General features: G+C 63.0%; 31 protein-coding genes and 2 pseudogenes. 12 read left to right on the forward strand and 21 right to left on the reverse strand.

Annotation, left to right across the window (positions count from 1 at the left end; genetic code table 11):
• Positions 1 to 21 precede the first annotated feature (21 nt).
• Positions 22 to 432 (forward strand): annotated as a pseudogene (locus SGRAN_RS12570) (acyl-CoA dehydrogenase family protein); the annotation flags it as partial.
• A gap of 302 nt (positions 433 to 734) precedes the next feature.
• Here the strand turns inward: SGRAN_RS12570 and SGRAN_RS21740 are convergent.
• The 3 genes and pseudogenes from SGRAN_RS21740 to SGRAN_RS22245 form a co-directional block, all read right to left on the reverse strand.
• Positions 735 to 920, reverse strand: coding sequence for a helix-turn-helix domain-containing protein (locus SGRAN_RS21740; protein ID WP_082737236.1), 186 nt, complete (start codon positions 918 to 920; stop codon positions 735 to 737).
• Positions 889 to 1308, reverse strand: a pseudogene (locus SGRAN_RS22240) (conjugal transfer protein TraG); the annotation flags it as partial. The pseudogene SGRAN_RS22240 and the gene SGRAN_RS21740, both read right to left, overlap by 32 nt.
• Positions 1309 to 1877: 569 nt before the next feature.
• Positions 1878 to 2255 (reverse strand): RNA-dependent RNA polymerase family protein, encoded by a 378-nt coding sequence (locus SGRAN_RS22245; RefSeq protein ID WP_169799620.1) that lies wholly within the window; start codon positions 2253 to 2255, stop codon positions 1878 to 1880.
• Between the two features lie 590 nt (positions 2256 to 2845).
• Here SGRAN_RS22245 and SGRAN_RS12585 point away from each other — a divergent pair.
• Genes SGRAN_RS12585 through SGRAN_RS12600 form a run of 5 tightly spaced genes read left to right on the forward strand, consistent with a single transcriptional unit; the run spans position 2846 to position 4032 of the window.
• Positions 2846 to 3052 (forward strand): cold-shock protein, encoded by a 207-nt coding sequence (locus SGRAN_RS12585; RefSeq protein ID WP_067105477.1) that lies wholly within the window; start codon positions 2846 to 2848, stop codon positions 3050 to 3052.
• A 15-nt stretch (positions 3053 to 3067) separates the two neighbouring features.
• Complete coding sequence (gene infA / locus SGRAN_RS12590; protein WP_067105478.1) at positions 3068 to 3325, forward strand: translation initiation factor IF-1; 258 nt, start codon at positions 3068 to 3070, stop codon at positions 3323 to 3325.
• 24 nt (positions 3326 to 3349) lie between these two features.
• On the forward strand, positions 3350 to 3493 hold the full coding sequence (locus SGRAN_RS22595) for a hypothetical protein (protein WP_156482936.1): 144 nt from the start codon (positions 3350 to 3352) through the stop codon (positions 3491 to 3493).
• Positions 3494 to 3509: 16 nt separating this feature from the next.
• The gene (locus tag SGRAN_RS12595; protein ID WP_067105479.1) at positions 3510 to 3716 is read left to right on the forward strand and encodes a hypothetical protein; all 207 of its coding nucleotides are present in this window, start codon (positions 3510 to 3512) and stop codon (positions 3714 to 3716) included.
• Positions 3697 to 4032, forward strand: coding sequence for a hypothetical protein (locus SGRAN_RS12600; RefSeq protein ID WP_141237178.1), 336 nt, complete (start codon positions 3697 to 3699; stop codon positions 4030 to 4032). Before SGRAN_RS12595 ends, SGRAN_RS12600 begins: the two co-directional genes overlap by 20 nt.
• A 208-nt stretch (positions 4033 to 4240) precedes the next feature.
• On the opposite strand, the gene SGRAN_RS12605 is transcribed toward SGRAN_RS12600, so the two are convergent.
• The 6 genes from SGRAN_RS12605 to SGRAN_RS12630 form a co-directional block, all read right to left on the reverse strand.
• The gene (locus tag SGRAN_RS12605) at positions 4241 to 4510 is read right to left on the reverse strand and encodes a hypothetical protein (protein WP_067184110.1); all 270 of its coding nucleotides are present in this window, start codon (positions 4508 to 4510) and stop codon (positions 4241 to 4243) included.
• Between the two features lie 30 nt (positions 4511 to 4540).
• Entirely contained in the window at positions 4541 to 4774 is a 234-nt protein-coding gene (locus SGRAN_RS12610) for a hypothetical protein (RefSeq protein WP_067105482.1), read from the reverse strand.
• Positions 4764 to 5039 carry a hypothetical protein gene (locus tag SGRAN_RS12615; protein WP_067184112.1) on the reverse strand — a complete coding sequence of 92 codons (276 nt, stop codon included), beginning with the start codon at positions 5037 to 5039 and terminating at the stop codon, positions 4764 to 4766. Before SGRAN_RS12615 ends, SGRAN_RS12610 begins: the two co-directional genes overlap by 11 nt.
• A gap of 10 nt (positions 5040 to 5049) precedes the next feature.
• Positions 5050 to 5691, reverse strand: coding sequence for a hypothetical protein (locus SGRAN_RS12620; RefSeq protein WP_141237177.1), 642 nt, complete (start codon positions 5689 to 5691; stop codon positions 5050 to 5052).
• 238 nt (positions 5692 to 5929) lie between these two features.
• On the reverse strand, positions 5930 to 6253 hold the full coding sequence (locus SGRAN_RS22250; protein WP_067105485.1) for a DUF6961 family protein: 324 nt from the start codon (positions 6251 to 6253) through the stop codon (positions 5930 to 5932).
• Between the two features lie 431 nt (positions 6254 to 6684).
• Positions 6685 to 6903: a hypothetical protein gene (locus SGRAN_RS12630; RefSeq protein WP_067184118.1), complete on the reverse strand. Its 219-nt coding sequence runs from the start codon at positions 6901 to 6903 to the stop codon at positions 6685 to 6687.
• 111 nt (positions 6904 to 7014) lie between these two features.
• On the opposite strand from SGRAN_RS12630, the gene SGRAN_RS12635 reads away from it, so the two are divergent.
• The 6 genes from SGRAN_RS12635 (at position 7015) to SGRAN_RS12655 (ending at position 12388) form a co-directional block, all read left to right on the forward strand.
• On the forward strand, positions 7015 to 7845 hold the full coding sequence (locus tag SGRAN_RS12635) for a hypothetical protein (protein ID WP_067184121.1): 831 nt from the start codon (positions 7015 to 7017) through the stop codon (positions 7843 to 7845).
• Between the two features lie 318 nt (positions 7846 to 8163).
• Complete coding sequence (locus tag SGRAN_RS12640; protein WP_148650869.1) at positions 8164 to 8439, forward strand: hypothetical protein; 276 nt, start codon at positions 8164 to 8166, stop codon at positions 8437 to 8439.
• A gap of 1 nt (position 8440) precedes the next feature.
• Complete coding sequence (locus SGRAN_RS23155) at positions 8441 to 8575, forward strand: hypothetical protein (protein ID WP_255211373.1); 135 nt, start codon at positions 8441 to 8443, stop codon at positions 8573 to 8575.
• 141 nt (positions 8576 to 8716) lie between these two features.
• Complete coding sequence (locus SGRAN_RS12645; protein ID WP_237233498.1) at positions 8717 to 10900, forward strand: glycosyltransferase family 4 protein; 2184 nt, start codon at positions 8717 to 8719, stop codon at positions 10898 to 10900.
• Positions 10893 to 12194 carry a glycoside hydrolase family 130 protein gene (locus SGRAN_RS12650; protein ID WP_067184126.1) on the forward strand — a complete coding sequence of 434 codons (1302 nt, stop codon included), beginning with the start codon at positions 10893 to 10895 and terminating at the stop codon, positions 12192 to 12194. The genes SGRAN_RS12645 and SGRAN_RS12650 overlap by 8 nt, the downstream gene beginning before the upstream one ends.
• Positions 12195 to 12205: 11 nt before the next feature.
• Positions 12206 to 12388: a hypothetical protein gene (locus SGRAN_RS12655; RefSeq protein ID WP_067184129.1), complete on the forward strand. Its 183-nt coding sequence runs from the start codon at positions 12206 to 12208 to the stop codon at positions 12386 to 12388.
• Positions 12389 to 12508: 120 nt separating this feature from the next.
• On the opposite strand, the gene SGRAN_RS22600 is transcribed toward SGRAN_RS12655, so the two are convergent.
• From SGRAN_RS22600 to trbF, 12 genes are all read right to left on the reverse strand, one after another.
• Positions 12509 to 12685, reverse strand: coding sequence for a hypothetical protein (locus tag SGRAN_RS22600; protein WP_156482939.1), 177 nt, complete (start codon positions 12683 to 12685; stop codon positions 12509 to 12511).
• A gap of 126 nt (positions 12686 to 12811) precedes the next feature.
• A complete protein-coding gene (locus SGRAN_RS22605; RefSeq protein WP_156482940.1) occupies positions 12812 to 12964 on the reverse strand; it encodes a hypothetical protein in 153 nt (50 codons plus the stop codon).
• A gap of 442 nt (positions 12965 to 13406) precedes the next feature.
• Positions 13407 to 15206 (reverse strand): YbaL family putative K(+) efflux transporter, encoded by a 1800-nt coding sequence (gene ybaL, locus SGRAN_RS12660; RefSeq protein ID WP_311880704.1) that lies wholly within the window; start codon positions 15204 to 15206, stop codon positions 13407 to 13409.
• Between the two features lie 223 nt (positions 15207 to 15429).
• The gene (locus SGRAN_RS12665; protein ID WP_067184131.1) at positions 15430 to 16662 is read right to left on the reverse strand and encodes an NAD(P)/FAD-dependent oxidoreductase; all 1233 of its coding nucleotides are present in this window, start codon (positions 16660 to 16662) and stop codon (positions 15430 to 15432) included.
• A gap of 12 nt (positions 16663 to 16674) precedes the next feature.
• Positions 16675 to 18822 (reverse strand): catalase, encoded by a 2148-nt coding sequence (locus tag SGRAN_RS12670; protein WP_148650870.1) that lies wholly within the window; start codon positions 18820 to 18822, stop codon positions 16675 to 16677.
• Positions 18823 to 18938: 116 nt separating this feature from the next.
• Positions 18939 to 19163, reverse strand: coding sequence for a hypothetical protein (locus SGRAN_RS12675; protein ID WP_067184134.1), 225 nt, complete (start codon positions 19161 to 19163; stop codon positions 18939 to 18941).
• Complete coding sequence (locus tag SGRAN_RS12680; RefSeq protein ID WP_067184137.1) at positions 19160 to 19447, reverse strand: hypothetical protein; 288 nt, start codon at positions 19445 to 19447, stop codon at positions 19160 to 19162. The genes SGRAN_RS12675 and SGRAN_RS12680 overlap by 4 nt, the downstream gene beginning before the upstream one ends.
• Positions 19448 to 19898: 451 nt before the next feature.
• On the reverse strand, positions 19899 to 20120 hold the full coding sequence (locus SGRAN_RS12685; RefSeq protein ID WP_082737238.1) for a helix-turn-helix domain-containing protein: 222 nt from the start codon (positions 20118 to 20120) through the stop codon (positions 19899 to 19901).
• Complete coding sequence (locus SGRAN_RS12690) at positions 20117 to 20332, reverse strand: DUF2274 domain-containing protein (protein ID WP_067105495.1); 216 nt, start codon at positions 20330 to 20332, stop codon at positions 20117 to 20119. Before SGRAN_RS12690 ends, SGRAN_RS12685 begins: the two co-directional genes overlap by 4 nt.
• Entirely contained in the window at positions 20325 to 21536 is a 1212-nt protein-coding gene (locus SGRAN_RS12695) for a TrbI/VirB10 family protein (protein ID WP_067184140.1), read from the reverse strand. The genes SGRAN_RS12690 and SGRAN_RS12695 overlap by 8 nt, the downstream gene beginning before the upstream one ends.
• Positions 21533 to 22348 (reverse strand): P-type conjugative transfer protein TrbG, encoded by an 816-nt coding sequence (gene trbG / locus SGRAN_RS12700; RefSeq protein WP_067184142.1) that lies wholly within the window; start codon positions 22346 to 22348, stop codon positions 21533 to 21535. Before trbG ends, SGRAN_RS12695 begins: the two co-directional genes overlap by 4 nt.
• Positions 22345 to 23136, reverse strand: coding sequence for a conjugal transfer protein TrbF (gene trbF, locus SGRAN_RS12705; protein ID WP_067184145.1), 792 nt, complete (start codon positions 23134 to 23136; stop codon positions 22345 to 22347). Before trbF ends, trbG begins: the two co-directional genes overlap by 4 nt.

Raw genomic sequence — 23136 nt, forward strand, 5'->3', positions numbered from 1 at the left:
CAGAAAACCGGCACCACCTCAATGATCGCCGGCATCGGCCTGCTCGGCCCCGAGGAGGGGCTGGGCGCCGAATTTGCCGATCTGCTTGCGGCCGATCCCATCCTGCGGGCGGAGGTCGCGGCGTTCGACGTCGACGCGCTCGCCTTTCGCGCGATGAGCGAGCGCTTCGTCGACGAGCTGAAAAGCGGCCGGGCGCACCCCGTGCAGCCGTCCCTGATGAAATATGCCGCCACCGAATTGCACAAGCGCCGCCACGAACTGCGGATGGCGCTCGGCGGCACCGCCACGCTCGAATGGGAAAGCGAACGCACCGCTTTTGGCATACCGGCGCGAGAATGGTTGCGAACCAAGGGCAATTCAATCGAAGGCGGAACCAGCGAAGTCCAACTCGGCATCATCGCCAAACGGCTGCTGAACCTGCCGGGCGCCTGAACCGGAAGGCGGCCGAACATGTGGTAGCGGGAGCCACACCATCCACCTAATGGCATGTTAATATTGAATATTCTCTCCGATCGGACAGGACATACCCTCACTCATACCCTCACGCGACCACAAAGAAAAAATGGGAATCGAAAAGAGGGATGAAACGCGAAAAAAGGGAATCGAACACGCCGGTGGTGGGGCTTACTTGTCCTTCATCCTGCATTTGGCGAAAACGCGAAATTGCAGGATAAATTGCCTATGGACAGGCGCGAGCGATCTTGCCTGTCGTTCCTGCGGCTCGCTCATGGCACCTAACTTTTCTCGAACAGGCGCTTGAGACTGGCGTATCGGACGAAGGTTGATCGACCGACCTTTACCGTTTCAAGCTCGCCGGCCTTGATGAGTTCGTAGAGCGTCGATCGACCTATGCCGGTGAGTTTCACCGCGGCGGCTATGCGGACGCATACCCGAGCGCGTCGGGGCGAAGGCCATGACATGCTCCGGCCCGTCGTGGCGAAGATAGCGCCACCGCTTGCGGCCGAGAAAGACGCTGCTGTCGCTGAGCAGGCCGGCGCGGTCGATCTCGCCGTTTGTAGCCCAGCGCGCGGAGCCGTATGTGGTGACATGCCGCGACTGGCGCGCGCGCCATAGCGACCCGGCGATGGCGGACGCGCAGCCGAGAAAGCCGCTCGCTCCGGCGATCATCCCGGCCTTGTCGAAAACCTCGGGCGCGTAGGCTTCGTAGTGATACCACCACGGAAATATCGCCCACGGCCGATAGACCGGCGTGTCGAACAGGACAAACCATGCCGGTCCAAGCTGCGGCTGATAACCTAGCTGTGCCGCACACCATTGCGTGGCGATCCAGACGCCTGCGATTACCATCGCGAAAACGACGAAAATCTGTCCGACAAGGAGTTTGGTAGGCGTTAAGACATTTTCCCGGCGACGCAGGGATCGCGTCGGCGTCCCAAAAATCAGCCGGGCCGGTGAAATCTCATATGACGGTTATGGCGCGTGATGACGCGCCGCGACGCAGTGCGAAGGGCTATCAGATTTCGCTATAGGTATCGGCGTGACTGCATCGCGCCTGATGTCGGCCGTTCCACCTCTGATGAGCCCGAGCCGAAATGCGGGCACCGCCGTCCTTTTCGCTCTCCGCCAGCGGCCGGTCGAGCACGATGCCGCACGCCGTACGGTATTACTCGACATGCTTGGGCATTTGGCCGAGCACAGTTAGTGCTAGGAGACCGCGCCGCGGAGCGCGGAATAGGAAATTGATCGACGAGGCCGCGACTTTCGAAGGTTCCTCAACACTTTCAGCGTTTTGGGCGAATAGCGTTCCGACAGAGCGGCTGGCCGCCGGAGCATCCTACCTTTTGCGGATACCGTGATCGACCGAAGGGCGCTTATAGCCATCCCGTATCCGGTATTTGAAAGCCGATAGATTCGGGTTAGTCCCTCCCAGCTACAAGTAGCTCCCTCTGACCTTCATTTACGCTACCGACATAATTCAGGATTCCGGCGACTTGTTCGTCCGAACCGCCTTGAATATTTTCGAGAAATTCGACCATCCGATCAGCAGCAATTTCCATACGCCTGCTACCGATATGGATGTTGAAAGCGGTGATCTCTGCTGCGGGCCCATCGGACTTGGCATCATTTATAACGAAGCCGGATGCATCGGCGGCAGCGCGTATTTCGCTCAAAGCATGATCAACCGTCGCAACATCGTGCGAGGACACGATGATGTCGTCTACATATATCGACACTGGCCAGACTGCGTTGTTGACGCAAGCGATCGCCGCGCCGAGAGCCGAATGGTCAAGCACGACAGACGCTAACAATGGCGATTGAATTAAACCGAACCGCAGGCTGAAGTTCCGTTGCCCCCTTAACCGTCGCTATTATCGCAGATGGCCGCCGTGGTTTCGCAAGCCTCTTGGAACGGCGCTTATTGCAGAAGACATAGGAAGCTATGCATTGTGCGGCTCTGGAAGGTGGTTATTCCGCCCGGCACGGACATAGATACATCCAGCCAATCCCGCCGCGTTGGCGACGTCCCAATCAATAGCTCATGCAGAGCACACGACGCTTATATCGGCACCAGAGCTGACATCGACGCGCATCGCGCAGATCCGCCAGCAGGTCGAGAAGGCGACGAGAGGCCGCGACCGTAAGAAGCTGCGATTGAATAATTCCAGTCCTCAAAGAGAAAAACAGGAAACACCGCCCTCGCCATTTAATGAAAATCCAGGCAGAAACTTGACTTTTCGAAAAGGATGGCCCATATCACAGTTGCTAACGTCGCCTGCGACGGAATTTTGATACCCCGCTCCGGGGCGATTCTTCCCTTCTCACGCTTCCAGCTCTGTCGGTGCTTTTGCCGGCGGATATCCTGTTTTCGTGAAAGGAAACACTCATGCCGATCGGCAAAGTCAAATTCTTCAACAGCGACAAGGGCTATGGCTTCATCTCGAATGAAGACGGCTCGGGCGACAGCTTCGTCCATGTGACTGCCGTCGAGCGCGCCGGAATGGCGTCGCTGGGCAAGGACCAGCGCGTCTCGTACGAACTGGAAACCGGCCGCGACGGCAAGATCTCCGCGGTCAATCTCGAAGCGGCCTGACCCGGCCCTTCGGCAATGGCCAAGGAAGATGTCCTCAGCTTCGAGGGCTCGATCGAGGAAATCCTGCCCGACGGGCGGTTCCGCGTCATCCTTGAAAATGGCCATCGGCTGATCGCCTATACCGCCGGACGGATGCGACGCTTTCGTATCCGTTCGGTGGTCGGCGACGCCGTCCGCGTCGAAATGACGCCCTATGACCTGACCAAGGGCCGCATCGTCTACCGCGATCGCGGCCCCGGCGGTCCAGCCGGCGGCGCGCGCAAGCGCCGCTGACACCTGAGAATCAAGAAGACCAATATGTTTCAGACCAACACCATTCTACCCGCGCTCGCCGGCCTCCCGCTGGCAGGCAATCCGATCACTATAGGCCGCACGCCGCGCCGTTCGCCAACGCTCTCGCGCCGCGAACTGAAGCGGCTGATCGCCGACATGATCGATTGAACGAAAGGAAAGCGCCGTGGCAGCAACCAGCGACAATTATCGCGAACAGGCCGAGCGATGCGAGGCCGACGCCGCCGCGGCGGACCTGACACTAGTTCGCGAGCGCAATCTCCGTTCGGCCGCCGCGTGGCACGCGCTGGCCAACCGCCAGTTCAAATCCGAACAGGCCCGCGCTGACAGGGATCGGCTCGCCGAAGCGGTCCGTGCCCAATGTCTCGCCTGAATCCGCGAGCGCGAACCTGAATCACCGGCACGGCGGCCGTCAGCATGACGAAAGGCCCCACCAGGACACCATCATGGATATGAACCAGCTCTTCTATCATCATCAAATGGCCGTGATCGCTGCCGACCGGGCACACCGCGCCGGCGAAGCACCCGCCGGTTTCGATCTCCCGAACCACTATGCCCGGCGGATCAACCGGTTTCGCGAAAAACGCGGTCTCGAACCTGATTTTGTCGGATATAGCAGCGCGCATGCGCGGCGGCCCGTCGCGGTGATAAAGACCGGCTCGGGCGCGATCGCGCTCGACATCGCCTAGCATCGGCCTATTGTCGTATGACAAAGGCTTTCCTCGCGACCCGGGAAGGCCAATGGGGCTTCCTTTGGTCACGAGCGCAGAGGATGAAAGGGCTTCGCATGCAGATGCGAGGCCCTTTTGCGATGGAGATTTGCCCGATCGTCCGAAGTCTCTTCGCGATGGCCCGCACGATTTCCGGTGCAGCAGAAAGTCCAAATCCCGCGCGCTATCAAACGCGCGGGAGCGACAGCAAAGCAGCCGGCGGGAAACCGCCACCGTCGACGGTGAGATAAAAACGCCGCGACGAGCCGTGCTGTAGCGCCACGATATCGATCCTCTCTTCCTGGAACCATATCCAGAAGCGATGAACCTCGTCCTTCGTCCAGTCGATGATCTGATCGACGAGGAACAGGCTTTCGCCGACTTTTACCGCCGCGATATGATGCGTCCGTCCGTCCATCCCGCCTTGCCGGATGCCGGTGATTTCATAATCGGCCATGCCGGATGCTCCATCCCTGTGTCATGGCCACTAGTAGCGAACGGGCACGATGCGAATGCGATCGATCGCGCCGGGCGACGCCCGCGACCGGGCGATCGCTTCCGTACGCAGCATGTCGAGAGTAAGCGCGTCATAGTCCTGCTCGTCGGGCTGCATGGCCAGATCGGTTTCGACGACAAGAATGACTTTGCGTGCCAGCCCGTCGATTTCCCACTCGAACCATGTGCGCGTGATATGCCGCGCGGCTTCCCGATCACCTGACATGGCGCTCACCGGTCTCGGCCGCGCGCGAGCGGATTTCCCGCTCGACGAGAGCGTAGCCCGTATCGCTCAGGGTGGCGATTGCGATCGGGCGGCCGCGCAATTCGGCGCTTTCGCCATTCAGGAAGGTCAGCGCGGGATCGCGCCCGCCGAGCAACTGGAAAGCGAGCGCGCTGATCGCGCCCTGACGCTTCGCTTCTTGCGGCGGAAGCGGTGCGAAGGGCCGGCGCCGCCTGAACGGATTGGTCCGCGCGCGCGCCGCCGGCATCTCCTTGCGGTCAGGCATCATTGGCTTGCCTCCCGGAATTCGCAGCGCTCTCGCGCTGACGACGCAGCGCGGCGCGGGCATCCTCGATATTGGTATAGCGAAAGCTTCCCACGCTGAACTGGTCAACATAGCTATGGACGATGCCCTCGTCCGACTGCGGGCGGAAAGGCCGCAGATGCACGGCCTGCCGTTCGTGGGGGGGGGGCGGAGGCAGGTCGGCAGCCAGCTTCGCGAGTTTTTCCTCGTCGAGATCGAGGGCCTGGTAGATATCGTGTCCGATGACCCACAGCTCTTCGTGGAGATCGGTCAAGCGCTCGGCTATGCCGCCCAGCGCGCATGCCGCGCGCTCGGCCTCGGTCATGGCCAGCGCCTTGTTGACGAGAAGTTCGGCAACCAGCGTGTCGCCAAGAAAAACCGGATAGTCGTCGCCCTGTGCCGAGGTCGGAGGATCCGCGCGCGGGCCGCCGTCTCGATCGGCCATGAGGGCCGGACCGACGCCGAGGCCGCGCCGCGCGCGATACTCGCCGATCCGCTTCGCATAATAGCGCGGAAGATCGAAATTGGCGTGGGGCCGCCCATCGCGGTGGGCGCGGTTCGCTGCGATCAGCGCCATCTGGTGATGATAAAGGAGTTGATTGAGATCCACGTCCACCTCCCGTTCAGCGGGAGCGCGATGGTCTCTCAGTCCCCGGCAAGCGAAAGGACGCCGACGATCTCATGGAGATGGGGTAGCGGCTTCTCATTTACAAGAGAGGGGGTTCGGCCCCGTGCTTGCCGGCTCGCAATGCTGCGGATCGACAGCGGCTTGCAGCCGACAACCGGGCGGCGCCGAAATTCAGCCTGGGTGCTTTGATAGCCGATATTGAACCCGTCGAAGAGAAAGGGTCGAGCTAATCACTCTGAAACTGATCGACTGAGTTCAATTGCACGCGTTCCGCGGGTGTATCCGGCGAGGCCGAATTGCATGGCGTGTGTGCACTTTGGCGCTGGCCGCGCGGCCCGTCCATATTGACGGCGCAAGCGCCCGGCAGGCGGATCGCATGCAGATCGGTCAGGCATCCGGCGACCTGCGACCAGAATTCCGCGTCCTCGATTTCACCAGCATCGCGCAGCCGGTCGATACGCCGTGCGAGAACCTCGGGCCCACGATCGCCAAACTGATTTTCGATGGCGAGGGCTTGGCCCCACAGGTCGCGAGTGGCCTTCGTTCCCATAGGTGCGACTCCAATTATCTCCCGAATATATCGCCGGCCTTGCGGGAATCCAAAATCCGGCGCGCTTCGAACGGCTGACCAAATGTTTGGCCGGTGGCACCCCGTCGCTTCACAGCCAAGACCACAGCCGACGAGCCAGACGATTTTCGGCGATTTTCCGGGAGAGGGTCCTATGATTCAGATCTTGGGGGGCTTGGGTGGAACCGATTCATCCGGTACCGCTCCGGGCTGCGCTGATCCTGATTCCGTTCCACACGACCGAGTCGCGGATCGCACGCAGTGACATCTGGAATGCCGTCGCGCCGCGGTTGTTCGGCTTTGGCTAAGCTCGGCCGTCTCGGCAGGCATAAGTTGAACCGCCGTCGCGGCAGCCTTCTCGATCATGTGCGGCATTTGCGTCGCGCCGGGACGGCGCGAAGCCTTTCATCGACCTAAAGCTTGCGGGTACCGAGCCACCTCACCTTCGCCGGGTCGCGGTGATCGAAGAAGCTGCTGGCCTTCCGATCGAGGGTCGCGATCCTGGCGAGATCCTCGTCGTCGAGCTGGAAGTCGAGGATCGCGAAATTCTCGACCATGCGTTCCTGGCGCACAGACTTGGGGATCGCAACGATACCGCGGTGGTTCGCTGCGAAACGGGTCAGCGCGACCATCTGGCCTTGTAAAGAGCGGTTGTTCGCACCACCTACGGGGGTATCGTCAGCCTCATTTTTGCATGTTGGCGACCGAGAGACTTTCGCGCTCCCGCACGCGGGAGACGGAATATGGATTTCGATCAACTTCTCTATCATCATCAGATGGCCTTGATTGCCGTAAGCCGGGCGCGGCGCGACGGACATCCTCCGTCCAGCTTCGATCTGTCCGACTCTTATGCCAGGCGGATCGCCGAATATCGCGACCGGCGCGGTCTCGACGACGGGCCTGCCGACAAAAGGCGGCCCGGTTCCGCCCGCCTCAAAGCCGACCCGACAACCTCGGAGCAGGCTGCCGGATATGCGGATTTCCTCGGCGACACATTCATTGCCGAGCTTCTCATTCATAAGGCGCTCAGCATGACGCCCCAAGAACGCAGCGCCTCCGCACTCGAAGATATAGTCGATCGACTGGCCGAGATAGAAGAAGCGCGCTGGGTCATCGGCCGCGATATCTATCGGTCGCTCGGATACGATGAAATGGCGCTCGCAGCGCTTGCCGACAATATATCGATGGACGACGGTGGGAACAGCAGCGCCGTCAATCCCGGCTCTGCATGGCCATCGACGGACAAGGACATCGCGCGCGGCCATACCGGGCAATTGCCCTTGGAGACTTGGCGAAACGTCAACATCCATGATGAACGCGCCGAACTCCTCCGCCAGCGGATTCGGGAGCGCAGCTTGAGCGAACAAGCCGATGCGCCTGATCGCGAACAGGTCATTTCAAGGGCGATGCTCGACGCGGAATATCGCTACGGCAATGCTTCGGAACAATTTGCCGTCGACGAGGAAGCCGGGGCGGTTCGCCTTGGCGATCGCGGGGCCGCCCATATCTGGCAAATCGTCGGCGAGCGCCTTCATACGCTCCATGACATAGGCAGGCCGCCCAGGCAGGACTAATGAATTGATCGCGCGCGGCGCAACGCTGCGGAAACGACAAGCCAATAGCGAACGGGCTCGATACGAATGCGGTCGATTGCCCCCGGCGAGGCGTGCGGCCGACTGCGTTCGCAACCGCGCGCAAATCCTCCAAAATCAACAGATCATAGCCATTGCCGTCAGGTTGGTGTCGCTCTGCCCGGGAAGTGTTGGCCGCAATGATAAACATATAGGCATTCGAATTGCCCCGAATTCGTGGGGTGGTTTGCGCGATCCGTGGTATAAGGCCCTCATCACCTGAATTTTGAACAAGCTCCATGTGACAGAGGGACAAAAATTGTGCTCTCGCTTGATGCAGGAGCACGCACCATGTGCCTCAATCAGCTACTCGAAGACGAACAGATCGCGCTGATGCGCTATTCCGCCGCGACCAAACCCTCGGAGGTCATGCGATATCGGCGCAAGATCGAAAGCCTCGGTCAGTGCTTCAAATCCTTCCCCTACCGTCACCGTCCCTATCTTTCTCCGAATGTCCGGAGCGGAGCGATCGCTTCGGCCCGCCCGCGGCGTTCGGACGAATTCTCGTATCGGATGATCGAACGGAAGGACGTCTGACATGGCAAAATCGCAAAAGCGCAGCAATCGCGAGATCCGCAAGCCCAAGGCAGCAAAACCCAAAGCACTCACTGCCCTTGCCGCCCAAGAGGCGTCTGCGGTGAAAATGACCGCCAAACCGAAAGGCAAGCACTGAGATGGCCTGCACACGCCGGCGCTGCGGATCGCGTTCGTCGGCAATGCCCTCCCGCGCCGCTGCGGCATAGCCACCTTCACGACCGACCTCGAACTCGCGGTCGGCGCGCTCGGCGAGGTTGCGGATACGGCCATTGTCGCGATGATCGAGCCGGGCGGCGACCACGAATTTCCGCCAGCCGTCCGCAAGACAATCCGGCAGGGCCAGGTGGCCGACTATCGCGCCGCCGCCGATTTCATCAATCGCGAGGCGTTCGATCTCGTCTGCCTCCAGCATGAGTTCGGCATCTTCGGCGGCGAGGCAGGCGCGCTGATTCTCGGCCTCATAGCGAGGCTCGATGCGCCGCTCGTCACCACCTTGCACACGGTTCTCGATCGGCCGACCACGGCGCAGCGCCGCGTCATGAAGGATATCGTTACCGCATCGGCGCGGGTGGTCGTCATGGCCGACAAGGCCCGCGACATGCTGATCAATGTCTATGGCGCCGATCCGGGGAAGATTGACGTTATCGCCCACGGCATTCCCGATGTTCCGCTCGCCTCGGCGCGAGCCGCCAAGGAGCGGTTGGGGTTTACCGATCGCAAGGTGATCCTGACATTCGGGCTGATGAGCCCGAACAAAGGTATCGAGACGATGATCGAGGCCATGCCCGAGATTGTCCGGCGCACGCCCGATGTCCTCTATGTGGTGATGGGCGCCACCCACCCCGCCTTGCTGGCCCGTGAGGGCGAGCGTTATCGCGACACGCTGACGGCGCGGGTACGCGAGCTTGGCCTCGATGACCATGTCGCGTTCATCAACCGTTTCGTCGACCGCCCCGAACTGCTCGACCATATCGCGATGTGCGATGTCTATGCGACGCCCTATCTGGCGGCGGCGCAAATGACGTCGGGAACGCTCGCCTATTCGCATGGTCTGGGGCGTCCGGTCGTTTCCACGCCCTATTGGCACGCCGCCGAGTTGCTCGCCGACGGGTCGGGCGTCCTGATCCCGTTCGACAATCCGGCAGGCTTCGGCCCGGCGATTTCCGATCTGCTGGGCAACGACACCGAACGTCTGGCGATGGGGCGCAAGGCCTATGCGGCGAGCCGCCCCATGATCTGGGCCAATTCGGCGCGGCGCTATGCCGCGAGCTTTCGCAAGGCTTGCCGTGAGCGCAGGCTCGCGTCCGGCGGCCAGGCGGGGATGCCCGAACCCGGGCCAGTCCGCCTGCGGACGAACGTCCAACCCGACCTCCCACCGATCTCGCTCGACCATCTCGCCGCGATGTCCGACGACACGGGGATATTCCAGCATGCCGTTCACGCAATCGCCGACCGCAGTCATGGATATTGCATCGACGACAATGCACGGGCGCTGCTCCTGTGCTGCGGTCTCGCCGGCGGCCCCGATGCGCCGCTGGCGCGCCGGCTGTCATCCACATTCGCGGCCTTCATCCAGCACGGCTGGAATCCGGGCAATCGGCGTTTTCGCAATTTCATGGGCTTCGACCGGCGATGGCTGGAAGATGCGGGCTCGGAGGACAGTCACGGGCGGACGCTCTGGGCGCTGGGCGCCTATAGTGCGCGTGCCTGCTCCCTTGGCCATGCGCGCTGGGCAAAAGAGCTGTTCAGCGAGGCGCTGGCCGACGTCGAGGCCTTCACCTCACCGCGGTCCTGGGCGTTCACCTTGCTCGGCCTCGCATCCTATTGCGCGGTTTATGCCGAAGATCATGCCGCCGCGCGCCTGCGTGCCGAACTCGCCGGCCGCCTCGAAAGGTTGCTGGGCGAACAGGAAGGTCCCGAATGGACATGGTTCGAAAATGGCCTCAGCTATGACAACGCCCGGCTGCCGCAAGCGCTGATCGTCACGGGCGCCGCAGCGCTCTCGGCGACCATGGTCGAAGCGGGATTGCGAAGTCTGCGCTGGTTGGTGGCGATGCAGACGGCGCCCGAAGGTCATTTCCGGCCCGTCGGCTCGCATGGCTTCCTGATGACCTCGCGCAATAGTCCCGAACCGTTCGATCAACAGCCGCTGGAGGCTTGCGCGACGATCGCGGCCTGTATCGCGGCGAAAGGCGTCGATCCAGACTCTTCGTGGCGTGCGGAAGCCGAGCGCGCCTTCGCATGGTTTCTTGGCGCGAACGATCTCGGCATCAAGCTGGCTGACCTCGCGACGGGCAGTTGCCGCGACGGCCTCCACCCGGACCGCGCGAACGAGAACCGGGGGGCGGAATCGGTGCTATCCTTCCTGCTCGCGCTGGCCGATATGCAGCGCCTGAGAGCGGCGGACCGGCGGGCGCCGTCACAGCCGAGCCCATCCACACACGAAGCCATCAATGCCTGACGGGGCTCCGCCATCCGCGCCCTTCTTCAACCGGCAGGCGCTTCACTTGCGGCCCGACCCGTCGCGCGTCGTCGTCCGGCCGTTCCGGCCGGCGGTCGAACCCCGAGACCTGCATCCCGTCGACAAGACCCGCGCCAATCACATCGTCGACCGCGTCCTCGCAATGACCGCGGACGAGACCGACGCGCTGCTTGCCGAAACGCTGCGAAACTTCGACGACCGGCACCGCAACCTCCCCGCAATATTCGAACGGCGCGCCGCGGAAATGGAGGATGCCTTCACAGCTCACAAGAGCTTCTCGCAGGCGCAGCGTCAGCTCGTCGGCGCCTACTTTCTTCATGAGTACAGCTTCGAAGCAGCCGCGCTGTTCAATCCCAGCATCGTGCCGCACCCCGACCAGTCGGGAGTCGCCGCAGGATGCCGCCGCTTCATCCTTAGCCTGCGCGCGGTCGGCGAAGGCCACATCTCTTCCCTGACGTTCCGGTCGGGAATATTGGCCGCCGACGGAACCGTTACCATCGACCCGCCCGCGCGGCTCGCCGCGACGCCCGTCGTGACCGCCCGTGTCGGCGATCGTCTGGAACTCGGCTTCGATCCCGCCAGCGACATCGCGGAGCGGGTGATCTTCCCCGTCACCGAGAGGCAGGCGAACGGGATCGAGGATGCCCGCTTCGTCGCCTTCCACGACGAAGGCCAGACCATCTATTATGCGACCTTCACCGCCTACAGCGGAAGCGGCATAAGGTCGGAGCTGATCGAAACCCGGGACTTCGTGACATTCCATCTGGCACCGCTCAAGGGCGCTGCGGCGCACAACAAGGGGATGGCGCTTTTTCCGCGAAAGATCGGCGGGCGCTATGCGATGATCGCGCGCCACGACAATGAGAGCCTGCACCTCATCCTGTCGGACGACCTCCACGAATGGAGCCTCGGCGAGGTGATCGTGAAGCCCAAATATCCTTGGGAGTTCGTCCAAATCGGCAATTGCGGCTCGCCCATCGAACTCGACGAAGGCTGGCTGCTCTTCACCCATGGCGTCGGCCCCGTACGCCATTATTCGATCGGCGCGGTTCTGCTCGATAAGGACGATCCCTCGCGCGTGCTCGGGCGCTCGCGCGTACCGCTCGTCCAGCCCGCGACCGCGGAGCGCCATGGCTATGTCCCGAACGTCGTCTATTCGTGCGGCGCCATCAAGGTCGGAGAGCGCATCCTGCTTCCCTATGCCATATCGGACGCCTTTTCGACCGTCGCCACGATCAGGATCACGACACTTCTCGACCAGCTCAAGGATTGAAAGGCTTCGACATGGACAAGACCCCGTCCGGCAACGACCGGTCATGCAAATGCGGCGGTATCGACGCCGCCGAGCGTGAAACACTCGATCGATACGGCATTACCCGCGTGCCCGCCGCGACCTATCTCCTAGACGGCTATCGCTATGCCAGCCTTGCCGACGCGGTTGCACAGGCATGCCGTTCCCGCATGTGAAGGGAAATCGGATACTGTCGGCGAGCGGGAATGACTTGAAGCGCGGCAGGACACTTCCAAAACGAAACCGGGCCACGTATCGACACGCAGCCCGGCCTGGGGACGATCGGTTAGCTCGGACTAGCTGCTCTGCTTGCCCGGCTTTTCCGCTTCTCCACCCTGCTGAGGCCGCTTGTCGCGGTCCGGCTGGCCGGGCTGACGGCGGCCGCCGTCCTCCTGCTGGGGCTGGCGCTCGCCTTCCGACTTGCGGCCCGGCTGGCTGCCGGTCTGGTTCTGGTCGGGGTTGACCATGACCATTCTCCTCTCTTCAATTGCCCGGTAGTGGGCATGGAGAAGACGCGCGGGATAGGGCATTGTTCCTGTTTATCATGCCGGGTCGCTAATAGAGCGATTCCGTCCGGTCGAGCGGCAGAGCCGATCGTCTCAGCCCCGCCGTCCGCTCGCCTGCCATACCAAGCCGGGTAGTTTGACCATCTCGCAACCGCAAACGGTGCAATGGCTGACGAAGCGCCCCCGATCCCAGTGGCTCGCCTTGAAATCGACGAGGTGACGGCCGAAGAGATTGTGCAGTATCATGATCGCGTTCCTTTCGCTGGTTGTGCTCCGCCCTCATTGTCCCATTGCTCAAGGGCATGCTGGACAGAAGACGACGACACGACTTGAGGATGGGCTGTTTGCGGCGCCCCCGAGCAGGCGTCGTTTTCGCGCTCCCAGCTTTCGATTGCGCGCTCAAGGTCGTGTCGCCGGCGCCGCGACTGGTGAAACGCGTTTCCCATCGTTTGCGGAACATGTTCCAGCCCGTGATGGAGAAGCCGGTTCCACAACCGAATGATCCGGCCGAAAGATCGCGAGGGTTCGTGGATGGAAATCATCGAATAGACTCCCGCTGGGCAAGCGGGAGCTCGAGGTCTCTCAGTCACGGGAAGCTTGCGATCGAAATCGGGTGATGACACATCCTATCACAGACGGACATGATGCGGGCATCAATTCGCCACGCAGAATGGGCCTGCGCACCGGATCAGCCTGCATCCTCGTCATCCCCCCGGCGCTGGCGCAGTTCTGGCGCTTCGCGAGGCGGTATGTCGGGCCGGCGCTCGAACGCGCCGCCTTCCCCGGATATGCGCTCCTTCTGAACGATGGCCGCTACGCGCTTCTTCGAAATGCCGAGGCTGCGCAGCGCATAGCCGGCGAGGCCGAACGACAGCTCGCGCGCGCCCATGATCGCGAGGCCGACGCCCTGACCTTCGAGATGGGCGACCTCGGCTTCGCTGTGGGTCCGGATCGCGGTGTCGATTTCGGGATTGAGCTCGCGCGCGATCTCGATGATGCGCCGTGTCTGAAAGCCATCCGGCGTCGCGATCACGAGCAGCCGCGCCTGGGCGATATCCGCCGCCTCGAGAATACCCGGGGTCGATGCTTCGCCATAGATGGCCGTAATGCCGCGCTCGCGCAGCGCCTCGACGCGGCGTCGATCCTTGTCGACGAGGATAACGGGAAGACCTTCGCTCTTGAGCATCCTACCGACCACGCGCCCGACCCGGCCGTAGCCGACAACGACCGCGTGATGGCGAAAGCTGCTGTGCTTCGCGTCGGGCAGACGGGAAAGGCTCTCATCGCCTCCCCGCTCCAGCAATGCCAACAGCCGCGGTCGTCGTCGCAGCCATCTCTCGAAGCCGTCGAAAGCGATGAAGACGAGCGGATTGAGCGTAATCGACAGCAGCGCGCCGGCGAGGACCAAGTCCCTCGCTTCCGCCTCGACCAGCCCCAAGGTGACGCCCAGGCCGATCAGGATGAAGGAGAACTCGCCGATCTGCGCCAGGCTCGCCGAGACGGTCAGCGCCGTCCGCGCCGGATAGCCGAAGGCCAGCACGATCCCAAACGCCGCAACCGACTTGCCGGCCAGAATGATCGCCAGCACTGCCAGAACGGCGGACGGTTCACGGACCAGGATGCCCGGATCGAACAGCATCCCGACCGAGACGAAGAACAGGACGGCAAAAGCATCCTGCAACGGCAGCGAGTCCGCGGCCGCCCGATGACTGAAATCGCTTTCGCTGAGGATCACGCCAGCAAAGAAGGCGCCGAGTGCGAAGGACACGCCGAACAGGGCGGCCGAGCCGAAAGCGATACCGAGCGCGGTCGCGAGAACCGACAGAGTGAACAATTCGCGCGAGCCCGTTCGGGCGACACGTTCCAATATCCAGGGCGCGGCGCGCGTTCCGACGATCAGGACAAGCGCAAGGAACAGCGCAACCTTTCCGAGCGTGACAAGCAAGACGAGCGCGATATCGCCCGCGCCGCCCGAAGCTCCTTCCCCTCCCAGCGCGCGCCCTAACGCCGGCAGCAACACAAGGGCCAGCACCATGACGAGATCCTCGACGATCAGCCAACCCACGGCGATCCGGCCGTTGATCGAATCGAGCGTATTGCGCTGCTCGAGCGCGCGCAGCAGCACGACGGTCGACGCGACCGACAGGGCAAGACCGAAAACCAGGCCCGCCCCGGTGGTCCAGCCCCAGAGATGCGCCAGGCCCGCCCCGAGCAGGGCCGCAACCACGATCTGGACGAGCGCGCCGGGGATGGCGATCCTGCGGACAGCGACCAAATCCTTGATCGAGAAATGCAGCCCGACACCGAACATCAGCAGGATCACGCCGATCTCCGCGAGCTGGTTCGCCAGCGCAGCATCGCCGACGAAGCCGGGAGTGAAGGGGCCGACCGCCACGCCTGCGAGCAGATAGCCGACGAGCGGCGGCAGCTTCAGCCTGCTGGCAATGAATCCGCCGATGAAAGCGAGGACCAGTCCCATAACGAGCATGGCGAGAAGGCTGGTGTCATGGGGCAATAGCGATCCTTTCGGAAAGAGCCGCCATGCCGGCGGCACTCGGTATGATGGAGCGCCGATGGGTAAAGCGGCCGCGCTATCGGTGGCGGTGAAGGATCGACCCTACACCAGCGACGGCGCCAAGACCATGCTGCTCATCGGAAGCAGGAAAAGACACTGACAGGTGCGATGGCGCGACTGCGTTGCGCGGACCCGCCTAGAATTTTCGATGGAAGCTGACGAGGTCCGCGTCGGGATCGCCATAGCCGCAGATCAGCCCGCGCAGCATCTGCGCCGCCATCATCGAGAAGGTGATGCCATTCCCGCCATAACCCATGGCTGCATAGCAGTTGGGCATGCGCGGGATGCGGCCGATCGTCGGGGTGCCGACAGGGCTGTCGCCGAAGCTGCCGGCCCAGCTATGGACCGGAGTCGCGTCGATTCCCGGCAGCAGGGCGGCGAGCTTGCGCGACAGGGTTCTGGTCTTGTCGGGAAGTTTCGCATCGCGTTCGCCCGCGTCCCCGATTTCCTCATCCTCGCCGCCGCATATGACCTCGCCGCGCGGGGTGGTGCGGATGTAGAGATAGGGGTCGGCGGCTTCCCAGATCATCGCGGCCGTCGGCCAGATGGCGCGGGGCTGAGGGCGGGTCGCGATCGACCAGCTCGATATGATCCTGTTTCCCTTGCGCGGGATGCCCTTCATCATCTCGTAGCCCGTCGCCATGACCACATGGCGCGCACGGATCTCGGGACCGCGCGCGCTGTGAAGCGTCACGCCGTCTTCGCGCGCGTCGATGTCGCAGATATCGACCGGCGAATAGAGCCGGGCGCCGCGCGCGATGGCGGCGTTCAGATAGCCAAGGGTCATCCGGCGCGGGTCGGCGGAATAATTGCCGAAACCGATCAGCGCATGACGTCCCTCAATTCCGTATCGCTCCAGCACCGCGGCGGGTTTGAGAAGCTCAACCTCGAAACCCGCGCGCCGGCGGGCGTCGGCTTCGCGCGCCAGACCGTCGGCGTCGAGGACATTGCCATCGAGATAGATCGAACCGCGCGTCGCGCCGTCGACGGCGAGGCCCAGCCGCTCGGTCCGCTCGCGCAGCGCATCGACCGCCTGGCGCGAGCGGCGCCAGATGCGCTCGGCCTTTTCGCGCCCGATACGCGCGGCCATCAGCGAGAGCGGCGTGTCGAGTTCATATTGCAGCATAGCCGTCGATGCTGCGGTCGATCCTTCGGCGGGGCCGCGGCGATCGACGATGACGGTCCTGAGACCCGCTTCCGACAGCGCCTCCGCGATCAGCGCGCCCGATACGCCGGCACCGACGACGACCGCATCGCACACGATATCGCGCGTCAACGGCTTTGACGAGATCGCCGGACGACGCCGGGCCGACCAGATCGACCGCCCGGTGCGAAGATCGCGGTGACGGGTCGCGGACGCGGCCGTCATCAACGTGGGCGATCAGGCAAGATCGCGCACCTTGGCTTCGCGCGCCCAGTGGCGCCGCGTGCCGACGTCGGCGAACGCGTCGATCGCGACGACACCGCCGTCCTTTTCGACGCCCGCCTTGTCGAGCAGCAGCTGCGTCGCGTCGTCGTGGGCGATGGTCTTGCAATGGCCATAGGCGTCCATGAACCATTGCACCGCCGCGCCCTGCCCCGAAAGCGCCTTGGCCTGCTCGTCGGTGAGGATCGAGGCGACGGCGTCGAACAGCACGGACGGCGAACCGGCAAGCTGGCCGTCGGCCTTGAGCGTGCCGCCCTTTACCTTGATCCCGCCGACCTTCGGCGCGACGAGAAAGGGGGTGCCGCCCGCACTTTCGATATCGCCTTTCAGCTTGTCGATCGCCGCCTTGTCCGACCCTTCGGCGAACAGGATCGCGACCTTGCGGCCCTCCATCGTGTCATCGGCATTCTTCTGGATCGACAGCGCGGCGGAGGGTTTTAGGTCAACCGCGGCGCGCGCGGCCTTTTCCTTCGCCGGCAGGTCGATCGCGAGGCCCGCGGCGACGCGCTTCGCCAGATCCTCGTCGATGTTGCGGAGCTGGCCGACGACACGCGCGCGGACATGATCGAGCGTCACCTTCGACAGCTCGAACACCAGCGCCGAGGCGATATGCGCCTGCTCATTCGCGGTCTGCGACAGGTAGAAGAGCCGCGCCTGGGTGAAATGGTCGGCGAACAGTTCGGCGCGGATGCGCAGCTTCTGCGCGGGGTCGTTCCGTTCGTCATTGGCCATGTAGGTCGAGAAGCCCGTTTCGGCGCTCGCGCGTGGGCCGCCATGCTCTCCGGCTTCGGCAAGGCTGTTGGGTTCGTAATTGGCACGCCCCGTTGGCACGAGCGTCTGCATCATCCCGTCGCGCTGGAAATTGTGGAACGGGCATTTCGGCGCGTTGATCGGGATCTGGTGGAAATTGGTCGTTCCCAGCCGCGATTTCTGCGTGTCGAGATAAGAGAAGAGCCTGCCCTGCAAGAGTGGGTCGTTGCTGAAATCGATCCCCGGAATGATGTTCGACGGCAGGAAGGCGACCTGCTCGGTCTCGGCGAAGAAATTGTCGACATTGCGGTTGAGCGTCATACGGCCGACGATCTCGACGGGGATATCCTCCTCGGGAATCAGCTTGGTCGCGTCAAGCACGTCATAAGGCTGCTTCTTGGCGAAGGCTTCATCGAACACCTGGACGCCGAGATCCCATGCCGGGAAGTCGCCCGCATCGATCGCCTCGAACAGGTCGCGGCGATGGAAATCGGGATCGGCACCCGCGATCTTGACCGCTTCGTCCCATGTCGTCGACTGGATGCCGAGCACGGGCTTCCAGTGGAATTTGACGAATTTGCCTTCGCCCTTTTCGTTGACGAAGCGGAAGGTGTGGACGCCGAACCCCTCGATCATCCGCAGGCTGCGCGGGATCGTGCGGTCGGACATTGCCCACATGATCATGTGCATCGCCTCGGGCATCAGCCCGATGAAGTCCCAGAAGGTATCGTGCGCGCTCGCCGCCTGCGGATAGCCGCGGTCGGCCTCCATCTTCACGCTATGGACGAGGTCGGGGAATTTCATCGCGTCCTGGATGAAGAAGACCGGGATATTGTTGCCGACCAGATCCCAATTGCCGCTGTCGGTGTAGAGTTTGACCGCAAAGCCCCGCACGTCGCGCGGCGTGTCGACCGACCCGGCGCCGCCCGCGACGGTCGAGAAGCGAACGAAGACCGGACAGGTCGCGCCTTCCTTCTGGAAGATCGAAGCCTTGGTCAGCCCGGGGATTGCCCTGGTGCACTCGAACACGCCGTGCGCGCCCGAACCGCGGGCGTGGACGATCCGCTCGGGGATGCGCTCATGGTCGAAATGGAAGATCTTCTCGCGGAGGACGAAGTCCTCGAGCAGCGTCGGTCCGCGCTCACCGGCGCGGAGCGAATTCTGGTTGTCCGAAATCCGGTGGCCGAAATTGTCGGTGAGATAAGCCGCCGCATCGGCGACACCATCTCCGACTTGCTGATGCAGTTCATCGCCATCACCCCGGCTGTCGATCGGCTTCGGCTGGCCTTCTCCCGGTTGGTGGTCGCGAAGCGCATGGTCTGCGGCGGGTGACGGCACGGGCTTCTTCGCCATGATCGGATCCTTCGGTCAGCGGGGATAAGTTCTCAACCCGCGGCTTCCCCCTAAGTTTCGTCGCGCCCCTCTTTCTTCTGATCTGGTTTGACCGTCTCCGGCGCGATTGCGGGCAGTCAACTGGTCGAGGATGGCCGATAGAAGCGGAAGCGATCGACCGCGCCTTCGATCAGGTGGCCAGCGAGCCTGAGGCGGATTTCGTCGGCGCCGCTGGCGGTCGTGCAAACCAGGCGGGTGGCGCCTGACGGCAACCGCTCGATCGCGCTGATCACCACTCCCGATGCCTGGCAGATTTCCCTGACTTCAGCCTCAGGCAACGCGAGGTTGATCGCGCGGCTCACGTCGATTCCGGCACGGAAGCACCAGAGCGGATGATCTCCGCGACCTGCACATAGCCCTCCGGGCTGGCGGTTGCGATGGCGAGCGGCCTTCCGCCAAGCACGACATTTTCTCCATTGAGAAAGGCGATGGCAGGGTCGCGTCCGCCCATCACCAGATAGGCAAGCTGGCTGATGTCACCCTGACGCCGGGCATGATCGAGGGAGAGCGGGCTTCGATATTTGTGGAAATGGCGCACGGGGCGAGACGATGCGACGGTTCTTTCGGCGGTGTCGGGGCGATTCATGGCGTGGCTCCTCTGCGTAAGCGGGAGCACAGGCTCTCAGCCGCGGCGGCTTACAAAAAGGAGGGCCGCGATAGATGCTATATGGGTTTGTACACACGGATTGTAAGGACGAAAATCCAAGGGCCGCGGTCCGCGACATTTCGCCCCTAGCCGTGCCTGTCCTTCGTCGAAGCAGGGAGCCGCATCACCTTCCTAAGATGATGTTTATAATGAATATTATTTCCAATCGGCCGAGACATACCCTCGCTGACACCCTCACGCGACTATAACGAAAAATGGGAATCGAATAGAGGGTCGAACTTCGCGAAAATGGGAATCGAAAAAGTTCGGTGGCGGGCCTGCCGGTCCATTACCCTGCATCTGACGAAAAACGGAGAATTGCAGGGTAAATTGCCTATAGACAGGCGCAAGAGATTTTGCCGGCCATCCCCTGCGGCTCGCTCGCGGCGCCCTAGCTTTTCTCGAACAGGCGCTTGAGGCTGGCGTATCGAATGAAGGTCGATCGACCGACTTTTACAGTTTCTAGCTCTCCGGCCTTGATGAGTTCGTAGAGCGTCGACCGTCCAATGCCAGTGAGTTTAACCGCGGCGGATATGCGGACGCTGATCGGTTCGATATGGTGGCGGTCCTCGGACGCAACTTGCGGCCCTTGCCTGCTCTGCATCTTGCTCATGGCTTCCGCCTCCCTCGGTGAAAGCGGCGATCGGTTTCGATGAAAGCCGTAAGCATTGCAGGAATAAGGTCCGGCACGGATTCACGCCTGCCGTATGCCGCTTCGTAAGCGTCGGCATAAGCGTTCAATGCCTCGAACAAACCCGGCATGGCGTTGAACGTGATTCTCTTCGGCGTTCGCTCCGGCAGCTTCGGCAATTTCAGGTCAGCCATTTCCGCCTCCCCACGGCCGCCCGACGACAATATCCTTGTGGACGATGACACGCAGCGGCCAGCCGGGCCGGACGCGCATAGTCGGCTGGATATTGAGATTGCGGGTGACGAGCTGGTCGCCCGCGCGCGCGCCGCTCTGCTGCGCGGACTCGCGGATCGCTCGAACAAGGTCGCTCTCGCTGCTGCCAAAACTCAATTCCGAGCCGACACCAAGCAGCGTCGAGAGCGCGACGCCCTTCAAGAGCTGCCATCTGTGCCGGTCGATCTTGTCGGCGAGGCCCGCATAGCCCTGCGTGTCGGTCGCGGGAACATTGTCGATGCGGACTGACGAACCATCGGGAAGGATGATGCGCTGCCAGACCACCAGCGCGCGGCTTTGGCCGAACGCGACGACGCTATCGTAACTGCCGACCAGCCGCGAGCCTTGCGGGATAAGCAGGCTTCGCCCTGTCACGCTATCATAGACGTTTTCGGTGATCTGCGCCGTCAGCAGACCCGGAAGGTCCGAATTGAGGCCGGTAATCAGGCTCGCCGCGATGACGCTGCCAGCCTGCAAGGTCCAGGGGGAGACGGGTGCGGTCAGCCTGTGCGGATTCACGTCGCCGGCATCGTTCGCCTTACCGACCATCGCGTTCTTGCGCTGCTGTCCGTTCGGGTCATCGGCGATCTGCGCGGGCGCTGGCAATTCGGGCGTCTGTTCCGCCGCGACTGCGGCAAGGCGAGCGGATGCGGTGTTTCCGGCGACCTGCAACATCACGCTAGACTCGCGCGCCGCGCGCTGTTCGGCAGCGATGCGCTGGCGTTCGGCTTCGGCCTCTCGGGCCGCACGCCTTGCGGCCTCGTCGCCGGTATCGTCCGGCAGCATTTCCAGCCCGCGTTGATGATTGAGGATCGGCCGCCCCAAATCACCGGGCAGCGGCGCGCCGAGCTGCGGCACGTCGCCATAGTCAGTGGGCGCGCCCGCGAGAGCATCGGGCGGCGCCTTCGCCCCGACCAGCTTGTCATCGGTCGAGGCAATCAGGCCAATGCTCGCCGGTTTCAGCGCCAGCCATGCAACGCCGACAATCGCGGTCGATCCTACGGCGGCAATGGCGATGATTGCGCCGCGTCGAAACCGGGTGACGCGCCCCGGCGCCGCGCGCAAGACCAGCGTTTCGGGGTCGGCCTTGGCTGGCGCTGCGGGTGAAGTCGCGGGGTTGGTCATTTGGCCCTCCGCTTCGGCTGAGCCGTCTCGATCCGCACGACCTTCTGCTTCTTGCCGCCAAGGCGCAACTCGGCCGCGCCGAACAGACGATCGACGACATAATAACGGCCTGCGACACGATAGTTCACAAGCTGGGCCTCGCCGTCCTCGCCAATGACGAACAGCGGCGGCGCTTCACCCACGGCGATCGACGGCGGAAACTCGATGAAGGTTTGCCTTCCATCGTCGAAGGCGCGGACGGGACGCCATGCCGGCTTGTCGCCGCTGATCGCGTAATTGAAATTCAGCCCCTCGATCGCGAGGCCCGACGCGATCGGCGCGGCGGCGCTCGCGGCGTCCTGCTGGCGGCGAAGCGCAATCATTTCATCATGCGGATAGGTCCACGACAGCGCGGCCATTGCGCCAGTCGACCGGCTTTCGAGTTCGATATGATAGACGCGCCGCGAGGTCGTGATGACAAGGTTCGTGTGAAGCCCTGCCGAATAGGGCTTCACGAAAATATGGGTGCGCTGCTCGGCGCCGCTGCCGCTGGTCGTATCGCCCACGGTCCAGCGCACGGTATCGCCAGCGGCAACCGATGTGACGGCTTCGCCCGGCTGCAAGACAATATCGGTGATGCGCTCGGGCGCGGCATAGAGGCGATAGAGCGCCCCGTCGCTATAGGGATAGATTTGCACCGCGCCGAGATAACCGGCGTTCGACGGCTCACGGAGTGCGGCCTTGTTGGCGGCCGAAACCTTCGCGGTGGGCTGGGCGGCGGCCGGAACGGCAAGCGCAAGGACGCTCACCGACAGCATGACGGCGCGGATCATGGTTCATTCCTTTCGGGGGTCTGCGGCGATTGTTCGGTATCGAGCGACATATCTGCGGGCGGCGCGGTCGCGGCCTGCGGCTGCGGCGTGGCTCGACCGGCGGGGGTTTCCAATTCCTGCGACCAGTCGATCGCATCGACATAGACGCCGAGCGGGTTCTTACGCAGCACGTCGGCCGAGCGCGGCGGCTGCATCTTCACGGTGAGAATGGCGGTCCAGCGCGAGGTGCTGGCGAGACTGCCGCGCTCATATGCCTGTTCGGTCCATTTCACCTGAAAGCTGGTGTCGGACGCGCGGACCACGCTCGTCACCTGAACGGACACGGTGCGGTGCCCTACATCGGCAAAAGGATTGGAGGCGCGAGCATATTCGCCGAGAAAGAGTGACGCGCGTTCGGTCGCGTAGTCATAGGCCGATAGCCAATTCTGGCGCATCAAGACCGGATCGAGCGAGCGCGACCGGACGTTGGCGACGAACCTGCCAAGGTGCCACATGATTTGCGGGTCGGTCGGCCGATAGTCCTTGGTGGCGGGTGCTATCGCCTGCGCCTGACCGAGATTATCGACGGCGACTACATAGGGGATGACGCGGCTTTGCATCGACTGCCATATCAGCGTCGCCGACAGGCCGGTCGCGAGCAACAGTCCGCCGAACGCCATCAAGCGCCAGTTATAGGCTTGCACGCGCGCCGACCCCAAGCGATCGTCCCAAGCCTGGCTGCCGCGCTGGTGGTGCGGCTCCGGTTCGGGTGTCTGTCCGTAACGCTGCACGGCTCTTTTGAATTTCAT

It is taken from the genome of Sphingopyxis granuli (assembly GCF_001559015.1).
Lineage (GTDB): Bacteria > Pseudomonadota > Alphaproteobacteria > Sphingomonadales > Sphingomonadaceae > Sphingopyxis > Sphingopyxis granuli.

Excerpts from the sequence above, each read along its gene's own strand:
- SGRAN_RS21740 (WP_082737236.1), bottom strand. The coding sequence starts at position 920 with ATGTCATGGCCTTCGCCCCGACGCGCTCGGGTATGCGTCCGCATAGCC.
- SGRAN_RS12585 (WP_067105477.1), top strand. The coding sequence starts at position 2,846 with ATGCCGATCGGCAAAGTCAAATTCTTCAACAGCGACAAGGGCTATGGC.
- infA (WP_067105478.1), top strand. The coding sequence starts at position 3,068 with ATGGCCAAGGAAGATGTCCTCAGCTTCGAGGGCTCGATCGAGGAAATC.
- SGRAN_RS22595 (WP_156482936.1), top strand. The coding sequence starts at position 3,350 with ATGTTTCAGACCAACACCATTCTACCCGCGCTCGCCGGCCTCCCGCTG.
- SGRAN_RS12605 (WP_067184110.1), bottom strand. The coding sequence starts at position 4,510 with ATGGCCGATTATGAAATCACCGGCATCCGGCAAGGCGGGATGGACGGA.
- SGRAN_RS12610 (WP_067105482.1), bottom strand. The coding sequence starts at position 4,774 with ATGTCAGGTGATCGGGAAGCCGCGCGGCATATCACGCGCACATGGTTC.
- SGRAN_RS12615 (WP_067184112.1), bottom strand. The coding sequence starts at position 5,039 with ATGCCGGCGGCGCGCGCGCGGACCAATCCGTTCAGGCGGCGCCGGCCC.
- SGRAN_RS22250 (WP_067105485.1), bottom strand. The coding sequence starts at position 6,253 with ATGGGAACGAAGGCCACTCGCGACCTGTGGGGCCAAGCCCTCGCCATC.
- SGRAN_RS12630 (WP_067184118.1), bottom strand. The coding sequence starts at position 6,903 with ATGGTCGCGCTGACCCGTTTCGCAGCGAACCACCGCGGTATCGTTGCG.
- SGRAN_RS12635 (WP_067184121.1), top strand. The coding sequence starts at position 7,015 with ATGGATTTCGATCAACTTCTCTATCATCATCAGATGGCCTTGATTGCC.
- SGRAN_RS23155 (WP_255211373.1), top strand. The coding sequence starts at position 8,441 with ATGGCAAAATCGCAAAAGCGCAGCAATCGCGAGATCCGCAAGCCCAAG.
- SGRAN_RS12645 (WP_237233498.1), top strand. The coding sequence starts at position 8,717 with ATGATCGAGCCGGGCGGCGACCACGAATTTCCGCCAGCCGTCCGCAAG.
- SGRAN_RS12650 (WP_067184126.1), top strand. The coding sequence starts at position 10,893 with ATGCCTGACGGGGCTCCGCCATCCGCGCCCTTCTTCAACCGGCAGGCG.
- SGRAN_RS12655 (WP_067184129.1), top strand. The coding sequence starts at position 12,206 with ATGGACAAGACCCCGTCCGGCAACGACCGGTCATGCAAATGCGGCGGT.
- SGRAN_RS22600 (WP_156482939.1), bottom strand. The coding sequence starts at position 12,685 with ATGGTCATGGTCAACCCCGACCAGAACCAGACCGGCAGCCAGCCGGGC.
- SGRAN_RS22605 (WP_156482940.1), bottom strand. The coding sequence starts at position 12,964 with ATGATACTGCACAATCTCTTCGGCCGTCACCTCGTCGATTTCAAGGCG.
- ybaL (WP_311880704.1), bottom strand. The coding sequence starts at position 15,206 with ATGCTCGTTATGGGACTGGTCCTCGCTTTCATCGGCGGATTCATTGCC.
- SGRAN_RS12665 (WP_067184131.1), bottom strand. The coding sequence starts at position 16,662 with ATGACGGCCGCGTCCGCGACCCGTCACCGCGATCTTCGCACCGGGCGG.
- SGRAN_RS12670 (WP_148650870.1), bottom strand. The coding sequence starts at position 18,822 with ATGGCGAAGAAGCCCGTGCCGTCACCCGCCGCAGACCATGCGCTTCGC.
- SGRAN_RS12680 (WP_067184137.1), bottom strand. The coding sequence starts at position 19,447 with ATGAATCGCCCCGACACCGCCGAAAGAACCGTCGCATCGTCTCGCCCC.
- SGRAN_RS12685 (WP_082737238.1), bottom strand. The coding sequence starts at position 20,120 with ATGAGCAAGATGCAGAGCAGGCAAGGGCCGCAAGTTGCGTCCGAGGAC.
- SGRAN_RS12690 (WP_067105495.1), bottom strand. The coding sequence starts at position 20,332 with ATGGCTGACCTGAAATTGCCGAAGCTGCCGGAGCGAACGCCGAAGAGA.
- SGRAN_RS12695 (WP_067184140.1), bottom strand. The coding sequence starts at position 21,536 with ATGACCAACCCCGCGACTTCACCCGCAGCGCCAGCCAAGGCCGACCCC.
- trbG (WP_067184142.1), bottom strand. The coding sequence starts at position 22,348 with ATGATCCGCGCCGTCATGCTGTCGGTGAGCGTCCTTGCGCTTGCCGTT.
- trbF (WP_067184145.1), bottom strand. The coding sequence starts at position 23,136 with ATGAAATTCAAAAGAGCCGTGCAGCGTTACGGACAGACACCCGAACCG.